General features: G+C 74.3%; 15 protein-coding genes and 1 tRNA gene. 6 read left to right on the forward strand and 10 right to left on the reverse strand.

The window, feature by feature from the left end; all coding sequences use genetic code 11:
* The first annotated feature begins 80 nt into the window (after positions 1 to 80).
* The gene (locus J4G33_RS07475) at positions 81 to 1,052 is read left to right on the forward strand and encodes a DNA topoisomerase IB (protein ID WP_208055320.1); all 972 of its coding nucleotides are present in this window, start codon (positions 81 to 83) and stop codon (positions 1,050 to 1,052) included.
* 89 nt (positions 1,053 to 1,141) lie between these two features.
* Here J4G33_RS07475 and J4G33_RS07480 read toward each other — a convergent pair whose 3' ends face one another.
* Entirely contained in the window at positions 1,142 to 3,745 is a 2,604-nt protein-coding gene (locus J4G33_RS07480) for a rhamnogalacturonan lyase (RefSeq protein WP_208055321.1), read from the reverse strand.
* A gap of 199 nt (positions 3,746 to 3,944) precedes the next feature.
* Here J4G33_RS07480 and J4G33_RS07485 point away from each other — a divergent pair, with 199 nt between their 5' ends.
* Together J4G33_RS07485 and J4G33_RS07490 are read left to right on the forward strand one after the other, a co-directional pair.
* Positions 3,945 to 5,423, forward strand: coding sequence for an SDR family oxidoreductase (locus J4G33_RS07485; RefSeq protein ID WP_307793800.1), 1,479 nt, complete (start codon positions 3,945 to 3,947; stop codon positions 5,421 to 5,423).
* A complete protein-coding gene (locus J4G33_RS07490; RefSeq protein ID WP_208055323.1) occupies positions 5,420 to 5,956 on the forward strand; it encodes a GAF domain-containing protein in 537 nt (178 codons plus the stop codon). The genes J4G33_RS07485 and J4G33_RS07490 overlap by 4 nt, the downstream gene beginning before the upstream one ends.
* Here the strand turns inward: J4G33_RS07490 and J4G33_RS07495 are convergent.
* From J4G33_RS07495 to J4G33_RS07515, 5 genes are all read right to left on the reverse strand, one after another.
* The gene (locus tag J4G33_RS07495) at positions 5,905 to 6,393 is read right to left on the reverse strand and encodes an acyl-CoA thioesterase (RefSeq protein ID WP_208055324.1); all 489 of its coding nucleotides are present in this window, start codon (positions 6,391 to 6,393) and stop codon (positions 5,905 to 5,907) included. The two genes, J4G33_RS07490 and J4G33_RS07495, sit on opposite strands and share 52 nt — an antisense overlap.
* The gene (locus J4G33_RS07500) at positions 6,390 to 8,099 is read right to left on the reverse strand and encodes a GTPase family protein (RefSeq protein ID WP_208055325.1); all 1,710 of its coding nucleotides are present in this window, start codon (positions 8,097 to 8,099) and stop codon (positions 6,390 to 6,392) included. The genes J4G33_RS07495 and J4G33_RS07500 overlap by 4 nt, the downstream gene beginning before the upstream one ends.
* Positions 8,090 to 9,940, reverse strand: a complete 1,851-nt coding sequence (locus tag J4G33_RS07505; protein ID WP_208055326.1) for a dynamin family protein — start codon at positions 9,938 to 9,940, stop codon at positions 8,090 to 8,092. The genes J4G33_RS07500 and J4G33_RS07505 overlap by 10 nt, the downstream gene beginning before the upstream one ends.
* Positions 9,941 to 10,020: 80 nt before the next feature.
* Complete coding sequence (gene ettA, locus J4G33_RS07510; protein WP_208055327.1) at positions 10,021 to 11,703, reverse strand: energy-dependent translational throttle protein EttA; 1,683 nt, start codon at positions 11,701 to 11,703, stop codon at positions 10,021 to 10,023.
* A gap of 60 nt (positions 11,704 to 11,763) precedes the next feature.
* Positions 11,764 to 12,309, reverse strand: a complete 546-nt coding sequence (locus J4G33_RS07515) for a single-stranded DNA-binding protein (RefSeq protein WP_208055328.1) — start codon at positions 12,307 to 12,309, stop codon at positions 11,764 to 11,766.
* 148 nt (positions 12,310 to 12,457) lie between these two features.
* Between J4G33_RS07515 and J4G33_RS07520 the strand changes: the two genes are divergently transcribed.
* Positions 12,458 to 13,258, forward strand: coding sequence for a sulfite exporter TauE/SafE family protein (locus J4G33_RS07520; protein WP_307793801.1), 801 nt, complete (start codon positions 12,458 to 12,460; stop codon positions 13,256 to 13,258).
* A 24-nt stretch (positions 13,259 to 13,282) separates the two neighbouring features.
* On the opposite strand, the gene J4G33_RS07525 is transcribed toward J4G33_RS07520, so the two are convergent.
* On the reverse strand, positions 13,283 to 14,779 hold the full coding sequence (locus J4G33_RS07525; protein ID WP_208055330.1) for a GTPase: 1,497 nt from the start codon (positions 14,777 to 14,779) through the stop codon (positions 13,283 to 13,285).
* On the reverse strand, positions 14,776 to 16,425 hold the full coding sequence (locus J4G33_RS07530) for a GTPase (RefSeq protein ID WP_208055331.1): 1,650 nt from the start codon (positions 16,423 to 16,425) through the stop codon (positions 14,776 to 14,778). Before J4G33_RS07530 ends, J4G33_RS07525 begins: the two co-directional genes overlap by 4 nt.
* Positions 16,426 to 16,601: 176 nt before the next feature.
* Between J4G33_RS07530 and J4G33_RS07535 the strand changes: the two genes are divergently transcribed.
* Positions 16,602 to 16,674 (forward strand) — tRNA-Arg (locus J4G33_RS07535).
* Between the two features lie 11 nt (positions 16,675 to 16,685).
* On the opposite strand, the gene J4G33_RS07540 is transcribed toward J4G33_RS07535, so the two are convergent.
* Positions 16,686 to 17,489 (reverse strand): helix-turn-helix transcriptional regulator, encoded by an 804-nt coding sequence (locus J4G33_RS07540; protein ID WP_208055332.1) that lies wholly within the window; start codon positions 17,487 to 17,489, stop codon positions 16,686 to 16,688.
* 163 nt (positions 17,490 to 17,652) lie between these two features.
* On the opposite strand from J4G33_RS07540, the gene J4G33_RS07545 reads away from it, so the two are divergent.
* Positions 17,653 to 18,414, forward strand: a complete 762-nt coding sequence (locus tag J4G33_RS07545) for an SDR family oxidoreductase (RefSeq protein ID WP_208055333.1) — start codon at positions 17,653 to 17,655, stop codon at positions 18,412 to 18,414.
* Positions 18,415 to 18,455: 41 nt separating this feature from the next.
* Here J4G33_RS07545 and J4G33_RS07550 read toward each other — a convergent pair whose 3' ends face one another.
* Entirely contained in the window at positions 18,456 to 19,004 is a 549-nt protein-coding gene (locus J4G33_RS07550; protein ID WP_208055334.1) for a MarR family winged helix-turn-helix transcriptional regulator, read from the reverse strand.
* Positions 19,005 to 19,016: the final 12 nt, after the last annotated feature.

Genomic DNA, 19,016 nt, shown 5'->3' on the forward strand with positions numbered 1-19,016 from the left:
CTCGCACCTCGCCCGCGCAGGGCCCGCCCGGTGCCACCGTTCGTCGCGCCGTCCCGGGGCCGACGGGTGACACTGACGCCATGCCACGCCTGCGCCGGGTGCGTTCGACCGATCCGGGATGGACCCGACGCCGTCACGGCCGCGGGCTCCTCTACCTCGACGAGCGCGGGGAGCGGATCGGCGACCCCGAGCTCCTGGCCCGGTGCACCGACCTGGTCATCCCCCCGGCCTGGCGGGACGTGTGGATCTGCCCGTTCGAGAACGGCCACATCCAGGCCATGGGCACCGACGACGCCGGGCGTCGGCAGTACCTGTACCACCCGGCGTGGCGGGCGCGGCGCGACCGGGCCAAGCACGAGCACGTGCTCGAGGTGGCCCGGCGCCTGCCCCGAGCACGACGCCGGGTGGTCGCCGACCTCGCGCTGCCGGGGGTACCCAAGGAGCGGGTGCTCGCCCTGGCCTTCCGGCTGCTCGACGACGCGTACTTCCGGGCTGGCGGGGAGTCCTACGCCCGGGACAACGGCTCGTACGGGCTGGCGACGGTGCGCCGCGAGCACGTGCAGGTCGACGCCGAGGGGGTGCGCTTCTGCTACCCGGCCAAGTCGGGCCAGCAGCGCGAGACCGTCGTCGAGGACCCCGAGATCCGCGAGCTGGTCCGTGAGCTGAAGGACCGCGAGGACGAGGACCCCGAGCTGCTCGCGTGGCGCGACGAGGACGGCTGGCACGACATCACGACGGCGGATGTGGTGAGCATGGTCAAGGCGCTGCTGGGGCCCGAGGCGCGCCCGAAGGACTTCCGCACGTGGCATGCCACCGTGCTCGCAGCCGCGGGTCTCGCCGAGCACGAGGTCCCGCGGGCCGAACGCGCCCGACGGCGCGTCGTCGCCCAGGTGGTGCGCGAGGTCGCCGAGGAGCTCGGCAACACCCCGGCGGTCTGCCGGGCCTCGTACATCGACCCCCGCCTGATCGACCTCTGGGAGCGGGGCCAGACCATCGGCCGGCGCCGGACCCGCGGCGGGGCCGAGCGCGCGGTCATCGCGCTGCTCTCGTGACGTGACGGGCCGGCCCACCGCACGGCGGACCGGCCCGTCTGCTCGGTCCGGGACCCAGGCCCTGGCGGGCCGGGGTCACGGACCGCCCGTCACCGCCCCAGCTGGGTGATGAGCGTCTGGACGCGGTGACCGAGCACGGACTTCGCCTCGTCGCTCACCTGCCGCCCCGTGCTGCGGTCCAGGGTGCGCTCGAACCGCTCGAGGGCGCGCACCGCCTGGTCCACCCGACCGGCGTCGAGGTGACGCTCGGCCTGGCGCAGGCTCGCCTGGAGCACCTTGTCGGTCGGCCGCTTGACCTGCCCGTCCTCGACGTACCCGTCCAGCAGCGCCGAGAGCGCCTCGAGGCCGCCGGGGGCCCAGTACTCGGGCAGCGGCACCTGGGACCAGTCGAGGTCCGAGGCGAGGTAGAAGCTCGTGTAGGCCGGCTGGTTGTAGACGGTCTGCTGACGCGCGATCTCGGCCCGGTACTGCGGGTCGTGCATCAGCGTGTAGAGCTTGCGGTCGGTCACCTCGGTCGAGAGGTAGATCCGGATGGCGCTGCTGTCCAGGGTCCGGACCAGGAGCTCCTCGCGCCAGTCACCGAAGACGTCGGCGACGAGGGACGGGTTGCCCTTGGTCCAGTTGTTGGTCGCCGTGCCCTCGGCGCTCAGCAGGGTCCCCCGCTGCCAGTCGTCGATCGTGGGCGTGACCACGGTCTCTGTGGCTGTGCCGTTGACCACCTGGGTGGTCATGTCAGCCGCCCATCGGATGGTCTGGTTGGTCCCGGGGATCGAGTCCGAGACCACCTCGCCCTGAGGGGTGTGCAGCCCGAGCGCCCCCGAGCCACCAGGCATGCTCGCCCAGGCCTCGATGCCGCGCGAGTCGGGCAGCACGTCGCCGACCATCCCGCGCCCCGTGTCCCGTCCGGAGTACGTGCCCCAGAGGACCTCACCCGTGGCGGCGTCGAGCATGGCCATGCCGTACGGCGCCCAGGCCCCGCCCTCGAAGACCATGAAGGCTTCTATGCCCTCGCGGTCCGGGTCGAGCTGACCCACGTGCATCGCGTCGCCGTGTCCCAGCCGGGCCATCTCCCCGGGCGCTGCGCTGCCCTCGGGCATCTCGGCGAAGGCGCTGTAGAGCAGGCTGCCGTCGTGGTCGATGGTCGCCGCCCCGTAGACGATCTCGTGCTTGCCGTCCCCGTCGACGTCGGCCGCGCTGAGCGAGTGCTGGCCCTGGGTCGTGATGGTGCCGAACTCCGGGTCGGTACCGTCCACCCCGTGCGGCCCGTCGTTGAACGGGTTGCTCATCGGGGTCCAGCCGCTGTCCACGTCCCAGACCTCGCGCAGGCGCTCGCCGTCCCAGTCGTAGGCGACGATCGTGGAGCGCGTGTAGTAGCCGCGGGCGAAGATCGCCGAGGGGCGCTGGCCGTCCAGGTAGGCCACCCCGGAGAGGAACCGGTCGACCCGGTTGCCCGGCTCGATGCGGGACATCGCGTAGTCCCCCCACATGAGCCCGTCGTCGTGCCGCTCGGGGGTGTACGGGATGGTCTGGAGCTCGGCCCCCGTGAGGCCGTCGAAGACGGTCAGGTACTCGGGGCCGTCGAGGATGAACCCTTCGAAGGCACGGAGGTCGTTGCGGGCGCTCCGGCCAGGGGCGTACTCGTCCATGAAGTAGTCGGTGAGCGCCTCGGCGTCCTGGCGGGACAACGGGTACTCGTGCTCGGGCTCGATGCCGAAGGCCTCCTCGAGGGTGGCCGGCCAGCTGCCGTCGACCACCTCGGGGTGCTCGTGCCAGCCGAGGAACATCTCGACCACGTGCTCGTAGTAGTCCTCGGCGCTCTTGCGGTAGTCGTCCTGGTGGGAGTAGCCCGCCTCGACGTCCTCGTCGGGCATCGTGACGAAGGCCGCCGCGCCCGGCTCGCCGTCCTCGTAGGCGACGGTGCGGGTGCCGGGGGCCGTCTTCATCATCATCTCCGAACGGCCGTCACCGTCGAAGTCGTAGACGAGGAACTGCGTGTAGTGCGCCCCGGCGCGGATGTTCACGCCCAGGTCGATCCGGTGCAGCAGCTCGCCCTCGAGGGTGTAGGTGTCGACGTACACCGGTCCGGTGTAGCCGACCTGGGAGACGTCCCTGGAGTTGGACGGGTCCCACTTGACGACGAACTCGTACCGCCCGTCCCCGGTGACGTCCCCGACGCTCATGTCGTTGGCCGCGTAGGTGTACTCCTCGCCGGACGGGGTGACGCCGCCGTCCGGACGCTGCAGGGGCAGGTCGTAGTACTCGTCGGCCCACGGGGCGACCTCGTCGCTGAGGTCGACCTCGTGGCCGTCGACCACCGCGGCGACGCGGTAGGTCGCGGTGCCGTCCGCACCGGGGTCGAGGTGGTTGGTGCTGTCGGTCACGGTCGCGATGCGCTCACCGTCGCGGTACACGTGGAAGTCGGCCCCGGTGAGGCCCCCCTCCCCGTGAGCGGTGGCCTCGTGACCGAGCAGCCGCCAGCTCAGGTGCACGCCGTCCTCGGTGGTCGCGGCGACCAGGCCACGGTCGAGATGCTCGAGCTGGAGGGCGTCGACCCCGCTCGGCGCCCCGCCGGGCGGTCCGTGCTTCGGGGGCTTGGCGACCGCGGTCCCTGCCGCTGTCGTGACGAGCAGGGCCGCGCAGGCGGCACCGGCGACGACACCGCGTCGCAGGGGGCTCGTGCTGAGAGAACTCATCGTTGAATCCTTCGGCTCGTGATGGACCCCGGCGGGTTGTAACGATTCACCTCTCGGTCATCGGGCTTGTAACGATTCATCCGGGGTCCTGTGACGGTAACGAGAGGGGCCTCGGTGGGTCAAGACCCCACCCGTCCCGGTGGTGGCCCGGGCCCGCCGGGGAGAGCATGGGGAGCATGCCGACCACCACCCCGCGTCCGTGAGCCGCCTCGTCGCCGTCACCGGGGTCACCGGGTACGTCGGGGGGCGCCTGGTCCCCGAGCTGCTCGACGCCGGCTTCGCGGTCCGTGCGATCGCCCGCGACACCTCGCGGCTGCGCGGGCGCCCGTGGGCCGGGGAGATCGAGCCCTTCTCGGCGGACGCCGCGGACCCCGACCAGATCCGTGCGGCCCTCGAGGGCGTCGAGGTCGCGTACTACCTGATCCACTCCCTCGGCTCGGGGCGCCGCTTCGAGGCACGGGACCGACGCACCGCGCTGACCTTCGCCCAGGCGGCACGCGAGGCGGGGGTGCAGCGCATCGTCTACCTGGGTGGGCTCGCCCCCGACGTCGAGAACCTCTCCCCGCACCTGGAGTCGCGCAAGGAGGTGGGCGAGATCCTGCTGGCCTCGGGGGTGCCGACGACGGTGCTGCGGGCCGCGGTGATCCTCGGCTCGGGGTCCGCCTCCTTCGAGATGATGCGCTACCTCACCGAGCGGCTGCCGGCCATGACCACCCCGCGCTGGGTCGACAACCGCATCCAGCCCATCGCGGTGCGGGACGTCCTGCGCTACCTCGTCGGCAGCGCCGACATGCCCCCCGAGGTGAGCCGCACCTTCGACATCGGCGGCCCCGAGGTCCTGACCTACCGCGAGATGATGCAGCGCTACGCGGCCGCGGCCGGGCTCCCCCGGCGGATCATCATCGGCGTCGGGGTGCTCACCCCTCGGCTGTCGAGCCTGTGGGTGTCTCTCGTGACCCCCGTCCCCGCGCCGCTCGCCCGACCCCTGGTCGAGTCCCTGGTGCACGAGGTCGTGTGCCACGAGCACGACATCGCCCGCCACGTCCCCGACCCGCCCGAGGGTCTGCTGCCCTTCGACGAGGCCGTGCGTCTGGCCCTGCAGCGCATCCAGGACGCCGACGTCGCGACGCGCTGGTCCTCGGCCTCGGTGCCTGGGGCCCCGAGCGACCCGCTGCCGAGCGACCCGGGGTGGGCCGGCGGCTCGCTGTACCGCGACGAGCGCACCACCCAGGTCGACGCCTCGACCGATGCCGTGTGGTCGGTCCTCGAGTCCCTCGGCGGGGAGCGCGGCTGGTACTCCTGGCCCCTGGCGTGGCAGGTCCGCGGGATCGTGGACCGGATCTCGGGCGGGCCCGGCCTGCGTCGCGGTCGGCGCGACCCGTCCCGCCTGATGGTCGGCGACGCGGTGGACTTCTGGCGGGTCGAGGAGGTCGAGCCCGGTCAGCTGCTGCGGCTGCGCGCGGAGATGCGCGTCCCGGGGCTCGCGTGGCTCGAGCTCTCGGTCAGCGAGGGTGAGCGACCTGGCACCTCGGAGCTGCGCCAGGTCGCGATCTTCCACCCGCACGGCCTGGTCGGCCAGCTCTACTGGTGGTCGGTGGCCCCGTTCCACGGCGTGGTCTTCGGCGGGATGCAGCGCGGCATGAAGGCCGAGGCCGAGCTCACGACCGAGCCGTCGTGAGCCACGCCGAGGGGCTCCCGGTCCTGCGCGCGCCGATGCGGTCGCGGCTCGACGAGGTCGATGCGGCGGCCGCGGTGGAGCGGGCGCTCGCCCTCGGTCTGTGCGGCATCGGCGGGCGTCTCGCGCGGGCCCCCGCCGACCTGGCCGAGGCCTGCGCCCTCGTGGCCGAGCAGCACGACGAGCGGACGGCGCGGCGGCTCGAGCGCTTCGCGGCGGAGCCCGCGGGGGCCTTCGTGTGGACCCGCACGGGCGAGGGCCTGTTCGCGGTGGGGAGGCTGACGGGCCCCTGGCGCTACGATGCGTCGGCCGACGCCCGTGCCCTCGACCTGGTGCACGTGCGTGACTGCGCCTGGGCCGAGGCCCTGCTACCTGCCGCGCAGACCCCGGCGCCGGTGCTGGCGACCTTCGCCCGGGGCGGGCGCAACCTGCAGCGCGTGCACGACGGCGGCGTCGCGGCAGCCTCCGCCCGGGCCGTCGAGGCTCAGGATCGGCGCGGGGACCGGCGACGCATGGGCACAGGCTCCTCGAGGTAGGGCTCCCACGCGGCGCGCTCGACCTCGTCGATCCGGCGCGGGCGTCCGGTGGTGGCGTCGAGCAGCACGAGGGTGGTCGAGGCGTGGACGTAGACGGTGCGGGTCCCCTCGACCTGGGCCGTCACCTGGTAGCAGACGTCCAGGCTCGCCCCGCCCAGGTGCCCGATCCACATCTCGACGGTCACCGGGTCGCGTCGGTAGCCGAGCGGGAGCAGGTACTCGATCTCCGACCGGGCGACGAGGGTGTGGGTCGTGGCCCCCGGGCCGGCGTCGAGTACGGCCGTGGGCCAGAGACCGGCGTCGCGGGCCTCGGCGTGCCGCCAGAAGGCAGCGATGCGCGCCTCCTCGAGCAGCCGCAGCACGGCCACGTTGTTGACGTGCCCGTAGGCGTCGAGGTCGGCCCAGCGCACCGCGACGGGGACGTTCAGGCGGCTCATCGGGCTCCTCGGCGGGCTGGACGACGGGACGCGCGACGTCCAGGGGCGGCGGCGCGCTGGGCGGCCTCGCGGCACTCGTCGACCTGCGCGAGGACCTGGGTGACGGGGGCCTGGACGTGGTCGTGGGCCACCGTGGCGATCGCTGCGTGCAGTCGACGGGCGGCACGCCGGGCCCGACGGCGGGCGCCCACCACGGTCCCGAGCCGGGAGAGGCCCGCGACCACGAGGCCGAGCAGCGCTCCCCCGACGGCGGCGAGGGTGGGCCAGGGCACCTCCCCCCAGCGGGGCGGGTCCGGGACGGGGATGCGCAGGGCGTCCAGCCCGGCGAGCCCCGCGAGCCAGAGGCCCCCGAGCACGGCGACCGTGAGCAGCAGCCACTGCAGGGCACCGACCCCCTGCCACCAGGTGGGGCGTCGGGGGCGGAGCACCTCGGTGCCGGCGACCGCGCGGTCCAGGGCGTCGGGCAGGTCCCCCGCCTCGGCGGCGTGCCGTGCGGCCAGGGCCCAGGGCTCGGGCACCCCGACCGAGGCGGCATCGACGTAGTCACGGACCGCGGTGCGCGCCCGCGCGGCCTCGGCTGCACCGGTCGGCGGCAGGGAGGTCCGCCCCAGGTCCGGTCCCTCGACCGGGCGCGACGGGGCCTGGTCTCGCGAGGACCGGGAGCGGCCCAGGTGCAGGCGCCGGAGCGGGTCTGCCCGGCGGCGCGCCAGCCAGCGCAGCGGCGGCCATCCGGTGGCCAGCCGCCCCTCGAGGAGCCAGGACCCGCGGACCGCCGCGACGACCTGCGGCACCCCCGCGGCGTGCTCGAGGGAGGCGACGAGCTCGGTCACGGCCGGGGCGGTCGTGGGCCGCGGGTCACCGCAGTGCTCGAGCACGCTGCTGGCCGCGGCGGTCACGTCGGCCTCGAGGCGCTGCCGGGCGGCCTCGCGGCGCAGCGCTGCCTCGTCGAGCAGGGCCACCAGGTCGGCGACGCCCTCGCCGGTCTGCGCCGAGGTGGTGAGCACCCTCGCGCTCCCGAGGCCGTCCTCGTCGAGGAGGCGGAGCAGGTCCTGCCGGCAGGCCTCGAGCTCCTCGGCGGCCAGCCGGTCCACCTGGTTGAGGACCACGACGACGACCGCTGCGTGCCCCGCGAGCCCGCGGAGGTAGCGCTCGTGCACGGCCGCGTCGGCGTACTTCTGCGGGTCGACGACCCACACCATGAGGTCCACCAGGGCGACGAGGCGCTCGGCCTCGGTGCGGTGGGCGGCCACGACCGAGTCGTGGTCGGGCAGGTCGAGGACCACGAGCCCGTCGGTCGCGAGGTCGAGGACTTCGGGCCTGCTGCTGGGTGCACTGGCGCTGGCCGGCGTGCCGTGGTCGGCGCCCGGGCGATCGAGGTGGTGACGGCGCCGCACGCCCAGCCAGTCGAGCAGGGGCCCGGCGCCCTCCGGACCGCGGACCACGGCGAGGGGCTCGGCCGTCGTGGGGCGCAGCACCCCCACGGGGGCGAGGTCGGCGCCGGTCACGGCGTTGACCAGGGAGGACTTGCCCGAGCCGGTGGACCCGGCGAAGGCGACGACGGTGTGCTGGTCCGAGAGCCGCATCCGCTGCCCGGCCCGGGCCTCGACGGCCTGGACCTGCCCGAGGACCTCCACGGGCAGCACCTCGCGACCTGCCCGCACCGCGACGGCGAGGGCGTCGAGCCGCTCGGCGAGGCTCACTGCCACAGCCGCCTCCACCACGCCAGCAGGCCACCGGCCTCGGGGTCCTCGACCCGCCCAGGTGCGGCGGGGTCGATCACCGGGCGGCGGGCGGTGCGCGGCCCGGAGGGGCCGCCGCTGTCGGTGCCGAGGCCCGCGGCACGGGCAGCCTCGGCCAGCTCGTGGGCGGTCGTGCGCAGGGGGTCACCACTCGGACCCGTGAGGCTCGCGCGCTCGAGGTCGAGGGCCCGGACCCGGGTCGTGAACCTCGCGGCCTCGTCGGCGAGGAGCCGGCCCACCCGGGCGTCGAGGTCCTCGTGGGCCGTCCGGGTGAGCCGCCGCACGGCGTCGTCGCCGAAGACCGCCTCGAGCAGTCGCTGGCCGAGCACGGCGGCGCCCCCGGCGACCCCGAGCTCGGCGGCGGTGAGACCGCCGGTCGAGGCGAAGATCGCCACCATGAGTGCCGCACCGAGGCCGTTGACGCCGAAGGACAACGCCCGTGCGGTCACGCGCCGGTCAGCCCCCTCGGAGGAGACGAGCTCCAGGACGGCCCCCTGCCACGCGCGGACCTCGGTGGAGGTGCGGTCCCGCAGGTCGCTCGACGCGCGGCTCAGGGTGGGGTCGTCCAGCAGCCGGGTACCGGCCGGGTCGGCTCGCCATGCGGCATGCACCTGCTCGGCCGCCTCCTCGGCGACGTCGACCACGAGGTCGACCAGGCCGCTGCCGATGGCCTGGGCGACGGGCTCGGGGGCGGGCCTGCCCCGCAGGAAGGCCGTGGCGCGGTCCCGCCAGGAGCTCACCCTCGTCTCGAGGGCCCGCAGGAGCTCTCCGGTGCCGACGAACTCCTGCCAGCGGGCCAGCACCTCGCCGCGCAGCATGGTGCCGTCCGAGGTCGCCTCGTGGACCTGGGCGTGGGCCCGCGCGTAGGTGCTGGTGGCGACCTGACCGAGGTGGCTCGCGTGGGCCGCCTGGTCGTCGGCGGCTGCAGCGAGGCCCGGCAGCACGGCGACCACGTCGGCCACCGCCCCGCTCACGGTGCGGCGCAGCACCTCGTCACGGGCCTCGGCGTCCTCGGCGATCTCGCGGAGCCATCGGTCCAGGTCGGCGACGGCCGTCGGCGGGAGCAGGCCCTCGGCGAGGGTCTGCTCGTCGACCGCGGCGAGGTGGGCGCTGACCAGGCCTCGCTCGTCGAGCATCCGAGCGAGGTCGGCGACGACCGCCTGGTGCGCCCCGGGCTCGATGCGGTTGAGCACCACGGTCACGGCGGCTCGGCGCCGGGCGGCGGCGGCCAGCAGGTCCCAGGGCACGGCGTCGGCGTAACGGGCGGCCGTCGTGACGAAGACCCAGAGGTCGGCCGCCCCGAGGAGCTCCTCACCGAGCCGACGGTTCGCCTCGACCACGGAGTCGATGTCGGGGGCGTCGAGGACGGCCAGGCCGCGCGGGATGCCGGGGTGCCCCACGAGGCGCAGCGCGTGACCGTGGGCCTCGGCCCCGGTGACGCGGGGCAGGCCCGGCAGGATCCGGTCGCTCGTGAACCAGGCGGCGTCCGTCGGGTGGTGCACGAGGACCGGTGACCGGGTGGTGGGCCGCAGGACTCCCGCGGGGGTCACCGGGGTGCCGACGAGGCTGTTGACCAGGGTGGACTTGCCGGCCCCGGTCGAGCCACCCACGACGGCGAGGAGCGGCGCCCCGGCCTGCCGCACCCGGGGCAGCAGGTAGTCGTCCAGATGGTCGGCGAGCCGGGCGCCCTCACGCCGCGCGAGGTCGGCACCGGTCAGCTCGAGGGGCAGCCGCAGGTCGCCGAGGGCGGTGCGCACCCCGGCGAGGGCCGAGACCAGGCGCTGGGCCTGCTCGGGACTCGCGACCATGCCGCCTCCTCGTCGGTGCCCGCCGGTCCGCGCCAGGCTCCCGGCCGGGGCCTGGGTCGGGACCCGGCCGGGAGCAGGCGTCAGTCGCGGGTGAGCTTGCGGTACGTCACCCGGTGCGGGCGCGCGGCGTCGGCCCCGAGGCGCTCGACCTTGTTGGCCTCGTAGGACTCGAAGTTGCCCTCGAACCAGTACCAGTTCGACGGGTTCTCCTCGGTGCCCTCGTAGGCCAGGATGTGCGTCGCGACCCGGTCGAGGAACCACCGGTCGTGCGAGACCACCACGGCGCAGCCGGGGAACTCGAGCAGGGCGTTCTCGAGGGAGCCCAGGGTCTCGACGTCAAGGTCGTTGGTGGGCTCGTCGAGGAGCAGCACGTTGCCGCCCTGCTTGAGGGTCAGCGCGAGGTTGAGGCGGTTGCGCTCACCACCGGACAGCACCCCCGCGGGCTTCTGCTGGTCGGGGCCCTTGAAGCCGAAGGCCGCGACGTAGGCCCGCGAGGGCATCTCGACGTTGCCGACCTTGATGAAGTCGAGCCCGTCGGAGACGACCTCCCACAGGGTCTTCTTGGGGTCGATCCCGCCACGGGACTGGTCCACGTAGGAGAGCTGGACGGTCTCGCCGACCTTGAGGTCCCCGCCGTCGAGCTCCTCGAGACCCACGATCGTCTTGAACAGCGTCGTCTTGCCGACGCCGTTGGGGCCGATCACGCCGACGATGCCGTTGCGGGGCAGGGTGAAGGACAGCCCGTCGATCAGCACACGGTCGTCGAAGCCCTTCGTCAGGTCCTTCGCCTCGATGACGACGCTGCCCAGACGCGGGCCCATCGGGATCTGGATCTCCTCGAAGTCCAGCTTCCGGGTCCGGTCGGCCTCGGCAGCCATCTCCTCGTAGCGGGCGAGACGGGCCTTGGACTTGGTCTGGCGCCCCTTGGCCGAGGAGCGCACCCACTCGAGCTCCTCCTTGAGGCGCTTGGACAGCTTGGCGTCCTTCTTGCCCTGGACCTCGAGGCGGGCCTGCTTCTTCTCGAGGTAGGTCGAGTAGTTGCCCTCGTAGGGGTAGAGCCGGCCGCGGTCGACCTCGGCGATCCACTGGGCGACGTGGTCGAGGAAGTACCGGTCGTGGGTCACGGCCAGGACGGCGCCCTCGTACTGCGAGAGGTGCTGCTCGAGCCAGAGCACGCTCTCGGCGTCGAGGTGGTTGGTGGGCTCGTCGAGGAGCAGCAGGTCAGGCTTCTCGAGGAGGAGCTTGCACAGGGCCACGCGGCGGCGCTCACCACCGGACAGCACCGACACGTCGGCGTCCGGCGGTGGGCACCGCAGCGCGTCCATCGCCTGCTCGAGCTGGGCGTCGAGGTCCCACGCGTTGGCGGCGTCGATGGCCTCCTGGAGCTTGCCCATCTCCTCGAGGAGAGCGTCGAAGTCGGCGTCGGGCTCGGCCATCAGCGCAGAGATCTCGTTGAAGCGGTCGAGCTTGGCCTTGATCTCGCCCACCCCTTCCTCGACGTTGCCGAGAACGGTCTTCTCCTCGTTGAGCGGGGGCTCCTGCAGCAGGATGCCGACGGTGTATCCGGGCGACAGCCGTGCCTCACCGTTCGACGGCTGGTCGAGCCCGGCCATGATCTTGAGGATCGTCGACTTCCCGGCGCCGTTCGGGCCGACGACGCCGATCTTCGCCCCCGGGTAGAAGCTCATGGTGACGTCGTCGAGGATCACCTTGTCGCCGTGCGCCTTGCGCGCCTTGTACATGGTGTAGATGAACTCAGCCACGATCGGGTCTGCTCCAAGCGTCGGACGGGCGGCGCAGCTGCGCCTGGACCACCCGTCAGCCTACGGCGTCAGGGCCGCCACGTCCTCGGACGTCCGCGCCTCGTCCTGCTCGGCCGGCACCTCCCACGGGTCGACCTCGCCCGCGCCGTCCTCCGTGCGGCTGCGCGCGAGCTCGTCGTCCTCGGGCGGCCCGGCGTCCTCGGTGCCGGTCGTGCCGTCCGTCGTCGCGCCCGCAGAGCCGCTCGTGTAGGTGCGCCGGGTGAACTCCGAGCGCCCTCGGGTGAGGTCGTGGCCGACCGCAGTGATCTCGAGGGTCAGGCCGGTGCGCGGGCCGTTCTCCCCGATCCACTCCTCGGTGCGCAGCTTGCCGTGCACCACGACGGGGTCGCCCTTGTGCACCGAGGCCGCGACGTTGAGGGCCACGTCCCGGAACGCCTTGGCCGTGAACCACTCGGTGCGACCGTCGGTCCACGTCCCCTGCCTGCTGTCGAACCACCGCGGGGTGGTCGCGACGCGGAAGCTCGTGAAGGGCACCCCGTCCCCGACCACCTCGCGCGGGGTCGACGCCGCCCACCCGACCACCGTGACCATCAGCTCGTTCGCCATGTCCGTCTCCGTCCGTCCCGAGCCGGCCTCTCCGGCTCTGCGACGAGCCTCGGCTCCCGGGACGGGGCACGACGGACGGGTCCGGCCACCCTGGGGACGGGCCTGCCCGGGTCAGCCTGTGGACATCGGCGCCGGTAGCGTGCCCCACGTGCCAGACACACCGGACCAGGCTGCTCCTGCGGCCCGCCCTCCCCTGCCCGTGCTGCGCCTGGCCCTCGTCGGGGTGGTCGGCGGGCTGCTGTCGGGGCTCTTCGGGGTGGGCGGCGGCATCCTCATGGTTCCCCTGCTCATCGGGCTCGCCCACATGGATCAGCGCCGGGCGGCCGCGACCTCGTTGGTGGCGATCCTGCCCACGGCCGTGGTGGGGAGCATCACCTACGGGCTCAACGGCGAGGTCGACCTGGTCGCGGGCCTGCTGGTGGCCCTCGGCGGGGTGGTCGGGGCGAAGGTCGGCACGCTGCTGCTGCGCCGTCTCCCTCTGGGCTGGCTGCGCTGGATGTTCGTCGCACTGCTCGTCGTCGTCGCGGTGCAGCTGGTCCTGGTGGTGCCGAGCCGCGGTGCGGAGATCGCCATCACGCCGTGGGTCGGCGTGGCGATGGTCCTGGTCGGCGTGCTCGTGGGCATCACGGCCGGGCTCTTCGGCATCGGGGGCGGGGTCATCACCGTCCCAGCGCTCATCGTGCTGTTCGGCGCGGGTGACCTGGTGGCCAAGGGGACGTCCCTGCTCGTCATCATCCCCACCGCCGTGGTCGGCACGTGGAGCAACCTGCGGGGCGGTCTGGTCGACCTCCGTGCGGGGGCGGTCGTCGGCCTGACGGCGACCCTCACCTCGTTCGGTGGCGTCGCCCTGGCCTTCATCATCCCCGCCCAGGTGTCGAGCGTGCTGTTCGCGATCCTCGTGCTGGGCTCGGCGGTCCAGCTCGCGATCCGGGCGTACCGGCTGCGCTGAGCAGCACCCGCAGAGGGCAGAACCTCAGACGGACGCGACCTCACGCACGGCGCGGTGGTCGGCCAGCACGACGATGCTCGGCCGGGCGAGGCGGGTCTCGACCACCTCGGCGAGAGCAGCCCGGGAGGCCTCGGCGAACTGCTCCGAGCGACGCCGTCCGGCGCCGCGCTCCGCCCGCGCGGCCAGGCCCCAGGCACCGGCAGCCAGCAGGAGGCCGGCACCCCCGGCCACCGCGGCGAGGGTCGCGGTGTCCGTCCACCCCTGCGCCCCGGCGACCGCGCCGACGACCACCCCGGCGACGACGAGAGCAGCGAGCCCGACGAGCACGCCGAGGGTGCGCCACACCGAGGCGGCCCGGGACCGGACCGGTTCGGCGACGACCTCAGCAACGGCGGCCCCCACGGCCGAGGTCAGCTCGGTGAGGGGTGCGACCTGCTCGTCGAGGCGCTCTCGCCAGGGCTCGGGCAGCCCATGCCCGACCCGTTCGAGCCAGGTCCGGCGGACGAGCTCGACGTGGTCGCCCTGCGCCGGCCCCGCCGCGACGCGTCGGCTGCTCCGCCCGGCGTCCCGTGCGGCGTCGATCGCCCCCGGCAGCCCGACCGCGTAGGCCAGCGCGTCGGTCGCGGCCACGCGCGGCAGGGCGTCCGCGTCGAGCTCCTCGGTCCCCACGGCCCGGCGCAGCTCCCGGGCGGCGTCGTCGAGCTCGGAGGCGGCCCGCACCTCGGCGATCCCGCGCCGCTCGACCGCATCCGCGAGGACCCCGCGCAGCACGGGCAGGCCGACACCGGTCCGGGCTGAGACCGCGTGCACGCCGACGCCCTCGAGGCCGTCCTCGCGCAGCAGCCGGTCGACGTCACGCATGAGGGCTGCCTGGGCGTCGACGGGGACGGTGTCGATCTGGTTGAGCACCACGAGCATCGAGGCCTCGTGCCCCACGAGGTGGCGCAGGTAGCCGGTGTGCAGGGCGTCGTCGGCGTACTTCTGGGGGTCCACGACCCAGACCAGCAGGTCGACCTGCGGAAGCAGACGGTCCACGACGGCGCGGTGCTCGGCCTCGATCGAGTCGTGGTCGGGCAGGTCGAGGAGCACGAGCCCGCGCAGGTCCGCCTGGGTGTCACCGTCCAGGGCGCTCTCCCGCTCGATGCGGCGGTCCGTGGAGACCCCGAGCCAGTCGAGCAGCGGGGTGGCGTCCTGGGCCCACACGCAGGCCGTGACCTGCGAGGTCGTCGGACGGCGGACGCCCACGTCGGCGAAGTCGAGCCGTGCCAGGGCGTTGAACAGGCTCGACTTGCCCGAGCCGGTCCCCCCGACCAGGGCCACGACCGTGCGGTCCACACCGAGGGCGAGCCGGCCGCGCACCTCGGTCAGGGTGCGGCGCACGCGGGCGGTCGCCTCGTCGGGCATCGCCAGCAGCGCCCGCTCGAGGGCGACCTCGATGCGGTCGACGCGGTCGAGCAGCGCTGAGGTCCGCTCGCCGCTCACCACGAGGGTTCCCTGGTCGGCGAGGTTCTTCTCGGTCATGTGAGCCCCTTGAGGACGGCGAGCCGCAGCCGCAGGAGGGAGGCGGCGTCGTCGGCAAGATCGGGGTCGACGAGCGCGGTGAGGGCAGGCTGCGCGCCGGCCCGGCACTGCTCGACGGCCCGTGCGGTCAGGTCGCGGCGCAGGGTCGCGGCGGCCTCGCGCGCCGGGTCACGGCCGACGGCGCCCTCGAGGACGATCCGGGCCGAGCCCAGCCCCGCGGCGGCCGCGGCGACGAGCGCACCGGGGCCGTCCGGCCCCGTCGCACGGACCAGGCGGGCGAGTCGGCGGGCCGCGGCCTTGTCGGGCTCGGCGAGGGCCGTGGCGACGGTGCGGGCGGTCTCGAGCCACCCCGCGGCGGCTGCGTCCGCCGAGGTCATGGTCGTCGCGGTGTCAGGGGTGGTGCTGGTGCCGCCCACCACGAGGTCCAGGACCCCGCGGGCACCGGGCTGGGTCGTCGTCTCGAGGGCGGTGACGACGGCCAGCTCGGCCCGGCGTCGGCACCCGGCGAGGGCCATCCCCGCGGACCGTCGCAGCTCGAGGGTGATGGACGCGAGGGCCTCGACGCGCTCGTCGCGACCACGCCGTGAGGTCCAGCCGGTCAGCGGCCCGCCTCCGCTCGCGAGGGATGCCCAGGTGCCGCGCACCGGGCCGTCGGCCACTCCTGCGGTCTCGACCTCGGCACGCTCGGCGACCGAGCCGGCGGCCTGCTCGATCAGTGCGGTCAACGCGGTCCGGGCGTCGACCTGCGCCTGCACGGCCTCGGCGAGCCCGGTGACCCACGGGCGCAGCGCCTGCAGCGAACCGCGCTGGGTGCGGGCGATGACCGAGCGGGCGCGGTCCGGCCCGGCCACCATGGCGAGCCACCGGCCGATCGGCGCGACGACCTTCGCGTCGAGCATGCCCTCGTGGGGACCGGCGTCGGGGACGAGGAACAGCGGGACGGCCGCCATGCCTCGCGCGCGCAGCCTCCCCATGAGGTCCCCGCGGACGGCCACCAGGGCGTCGTCGGGCACGCGGTTGAGGACCATGGCCATCGAGGTGCCGCGCTCGGTGGCCCGGTCGAGCACCTCCCAGGGCAGGGCGTCGCCGTAGCGCGCCGCCGTGGTGACGAAGAGCCACAGGTCCGCGGCCTCGAGCAGGCGGTGGGCGGTGCTGCGGTTGGAGGTGAGCAGCGAGTCCAGGTCGGGGGCGTCGACCAGGGCGATGCCCCGCGGCACGGCCCCGTGCGGCACCACGTCGACGATCTCCAGGAGGGGGTGCTCGGCGAGCAGGGCGGCGTCGTCGGGGTGGTGGGCCAGGACGGGGCGTCGCGTGGTGGGGCGGAGCACCCCGGCGGCGCTCACCTCGGTCCGCAGCACCGAGTTGACCAGGGTGGACTTGCCGGCGCCCGTCGAGCCGGCGACCACCACGATCGCCGGGGCGGAGAGCTCGCGCAGGCGGGGCAGCAGGTGGTCGTCGAGCTGGTCGAGCAGCCGACGGCGCTGGTCCTCGGCCTCGGTCACGCCCTCGAGGGGCAGCGGGAAACGGGTCGCGGCGACGTCACGGCGCAGGTCCGTGACGGCGTCGAGCAGGGAGGCCTGGGCCCGGGGTCGTCCGGTGTCACGCTGGCCCCCGGCTGAGGCCTCGGTCGCGGGGTACGTGATCACCCCCTGATCCTCCCGTGACGAAGGCACCCAGGCCAACCGCGCGCGCCGCGCACGCGCAGCGGATCGCGCACCCGGAGACCCGACGACGGCGTGGGGCCGCGTAGCCTTGGACCCGGCGACACCGCTCCCTGCGGTCAGGCCCGGTTCCCCGGGCGACCCGGTGCGGCCGTGGCCCGGCCCCCGTAGCTCAGTGGATAGAGCATCGGACTTCTAATCCGCAGGTCGCAGGTTCGAATCCTGCCGGGGGCGCCGAGGCCTGATCACACCGTCGTCTCGGCGTGCAGCCGCAGCAGTGCCATCGCCTCGGCGGTCGGGGTGCCGGGTTCGGCGTCGTAGATGATGACCTGCTGCCCGGGGGCGCCCGGGACGTCCAGGGCCTCGTAGGTGAGGGACAGGTCACCGACCACGGGATGACGCAGCCGCTTGGCTGCGTGGGACTTGCCCCGCACGTGCTGCTGCGCCCACAGCGCCCGGAACTCCTCGCTCGAGGCGGCGAGCTCGGCCACGAACGGCTCGAGGACGGCCGCGGGCACGCGCGTGGCGTTGTGCCGCAGCGCCGCGACGGTGCTGTGGGCGGCCCCCTCCCAGTCCCGGTAGAAGGTGCGGCCTGCCGGGTCCTGGAAGACGGCGCGCGCGAGGTTGTCGCTGGCCGTCAGCGGGCTGAGCAGGGCGCGGGCGAGGGCGTTCGCAGCCAGGATCTCGAGGGTCCCGTCGAGCACGAAAGCGGCCTGGTCCGGCCACCGGTCGAGCTGCCGGGCGAGCTCGGGGCGGACGTGGTGTGCGGGCGCACCGACCGGTGGGGCGTACCCGGAGAGGTGGAAGAGGTGCTGGCGCTCGTCCTCGGCGAGGTCCAGGCCACGGGCGAGCGCCTCGACGACCTGCGCCGACGGCCGCCGCTCCCGCCCCTGCTCGAGCCGCGTGTAGTAGTCGACGCTGACCCCGGCGAGGACGGCGACCTCCTCGCGCCGCAGCCCTGCGACGCGGCGTCGCCCACCGCGCGGCAGCCCGAGAGCACCAGGGTCGAGCCGTGCGCGGAGGGCCTGGAGGAACTCACCCAAGGTCATCCTCCGAGCGTAGGTCCGCGGGTCGTGGCTGTCCTGGTCCTGCTGCACCCCCTCTCGTGCACCTCGGCACGGCCCGGCCTGGTTGCCGTGCGCGATGCCCGCGACGGTGGAGGTCCGGTGCCATCGCCACCCAGGGCGTGGCACGTCAGCCGAGGAGGACCCCATGACCTCTGTCACGACCGAGCCCACGTCGCGGGCGGACCGCAAGGTCGTCCTGATCACCGGAGCGTCGAGCGGGATCGGGGCCGCGACCGCCGTCGCGCTGGCTGCCGAGGGCCACGCCGTCGTGCTGGGCGCACGTCGCGCCGACCGGCTCGACGGCCTGGTGGCCGAGATCCGCGCCGCGGGCGGCACGGCCGCGGCGGTGCACCTGGACGTGACGAACCGGGCCGACCTGCAGCGCGCCGTGGCCCACGCCGTCACCACCTTCGGCAGCCTCGACGTGCTCGTCAACAACGCCGGCGTCATGCCCCTCTCGGCGTTGAGCGAGGGCAAGGTCGAGGAGTGGGACTGGATGATCGACGTCAACCTGCGCGGGGTCCTGCACGGCATCGCGGCCGCCGAACCAGTGATGCGGCGGCAGGGGTGGGGGCACGTCATCACCGTCGCCTCGACCGGCGCGCACGAGGTGGTCCCGACCGCAGCGGTCTACTGCGCCACGAAGTACGCGGCGTGGGCCGTCAGCGAAGGGCTGCGCGTCGAGTCCGGGCCCTGGCTCCGGGTCACGACGATCACCCCCGGTGTCGTCGAGTCGGAGCTCGCCGAGACCATCTCGGACGACGCGGCCCGCGAGGCGATGGAGGCGTACCGCGCCGCGGCGATCCCGGCGGCCGAGGTGGCCGCCGCCATCCGGTTCGCGATCGACGCGGGGAAGGACGTGGACGTCAACGAGATCATCCTCCGCCCGACCGCGCAGCGCCCCTGAACCCTCGGGCCCCGGGGCTCAGGCCTCGGTGGCCTCGGGGGTCAGCCGGGCTCGACCCGACCGAGCCAGGCAGCGAGCAGGCCCTCGAGCTGGGCAGCCTCCTGCGCGCTGAGGGTGTCCAGCAGGCGGCGCTCGTTGCGCATGTGGTCGGCGAAGGCCTTGTCGATGAGCTCCCGCCCGGCGACGGTCAGTCCGACGACCCGCCCGCGCCCGTCCTCGTCGGCCTGCCTCCGGGTCACGAGGCCAGCCTCCTCGAGGCGGTCGACCCGCTTGGTCATGGCCCCGGTGGTCACCATCGTGAACCGGGCGAGCTCCCCCGGGGCACGCTCGAAGGGCTCCCCCGCGCGGCGCAGGGTGGCCAGCACGTCGAACTCCCCCTCGCTCAGGCCGTGACGGCGGTAGACGACGCACAGCTCCTCGGTGAGGTGGGTGCCCAGGCGGTGCAGCCGGCCGATGACCCCCTGCGGTGAGACATCGAGGTCTGGTCGCTCGCGAGCCCACTCGGCCTGGATGCGGGCGACGTGGTCGGGCGTGCTGTCGGGCGCCCTGTCGACCGCGGTGCCGGGGCCGGCGACGTGTGATCCACCCATGGACGACACCAT

The organism is Actinotalea soli (assembly GCF_017565425.1).
In the GTDB taxonomy this organism is placed as follows: Bacteria; Actinomycetota; Actinomycetes; order Actinomycetales; family Cellulomonadaceae; genus Actinotalea; species Actinotalea soli.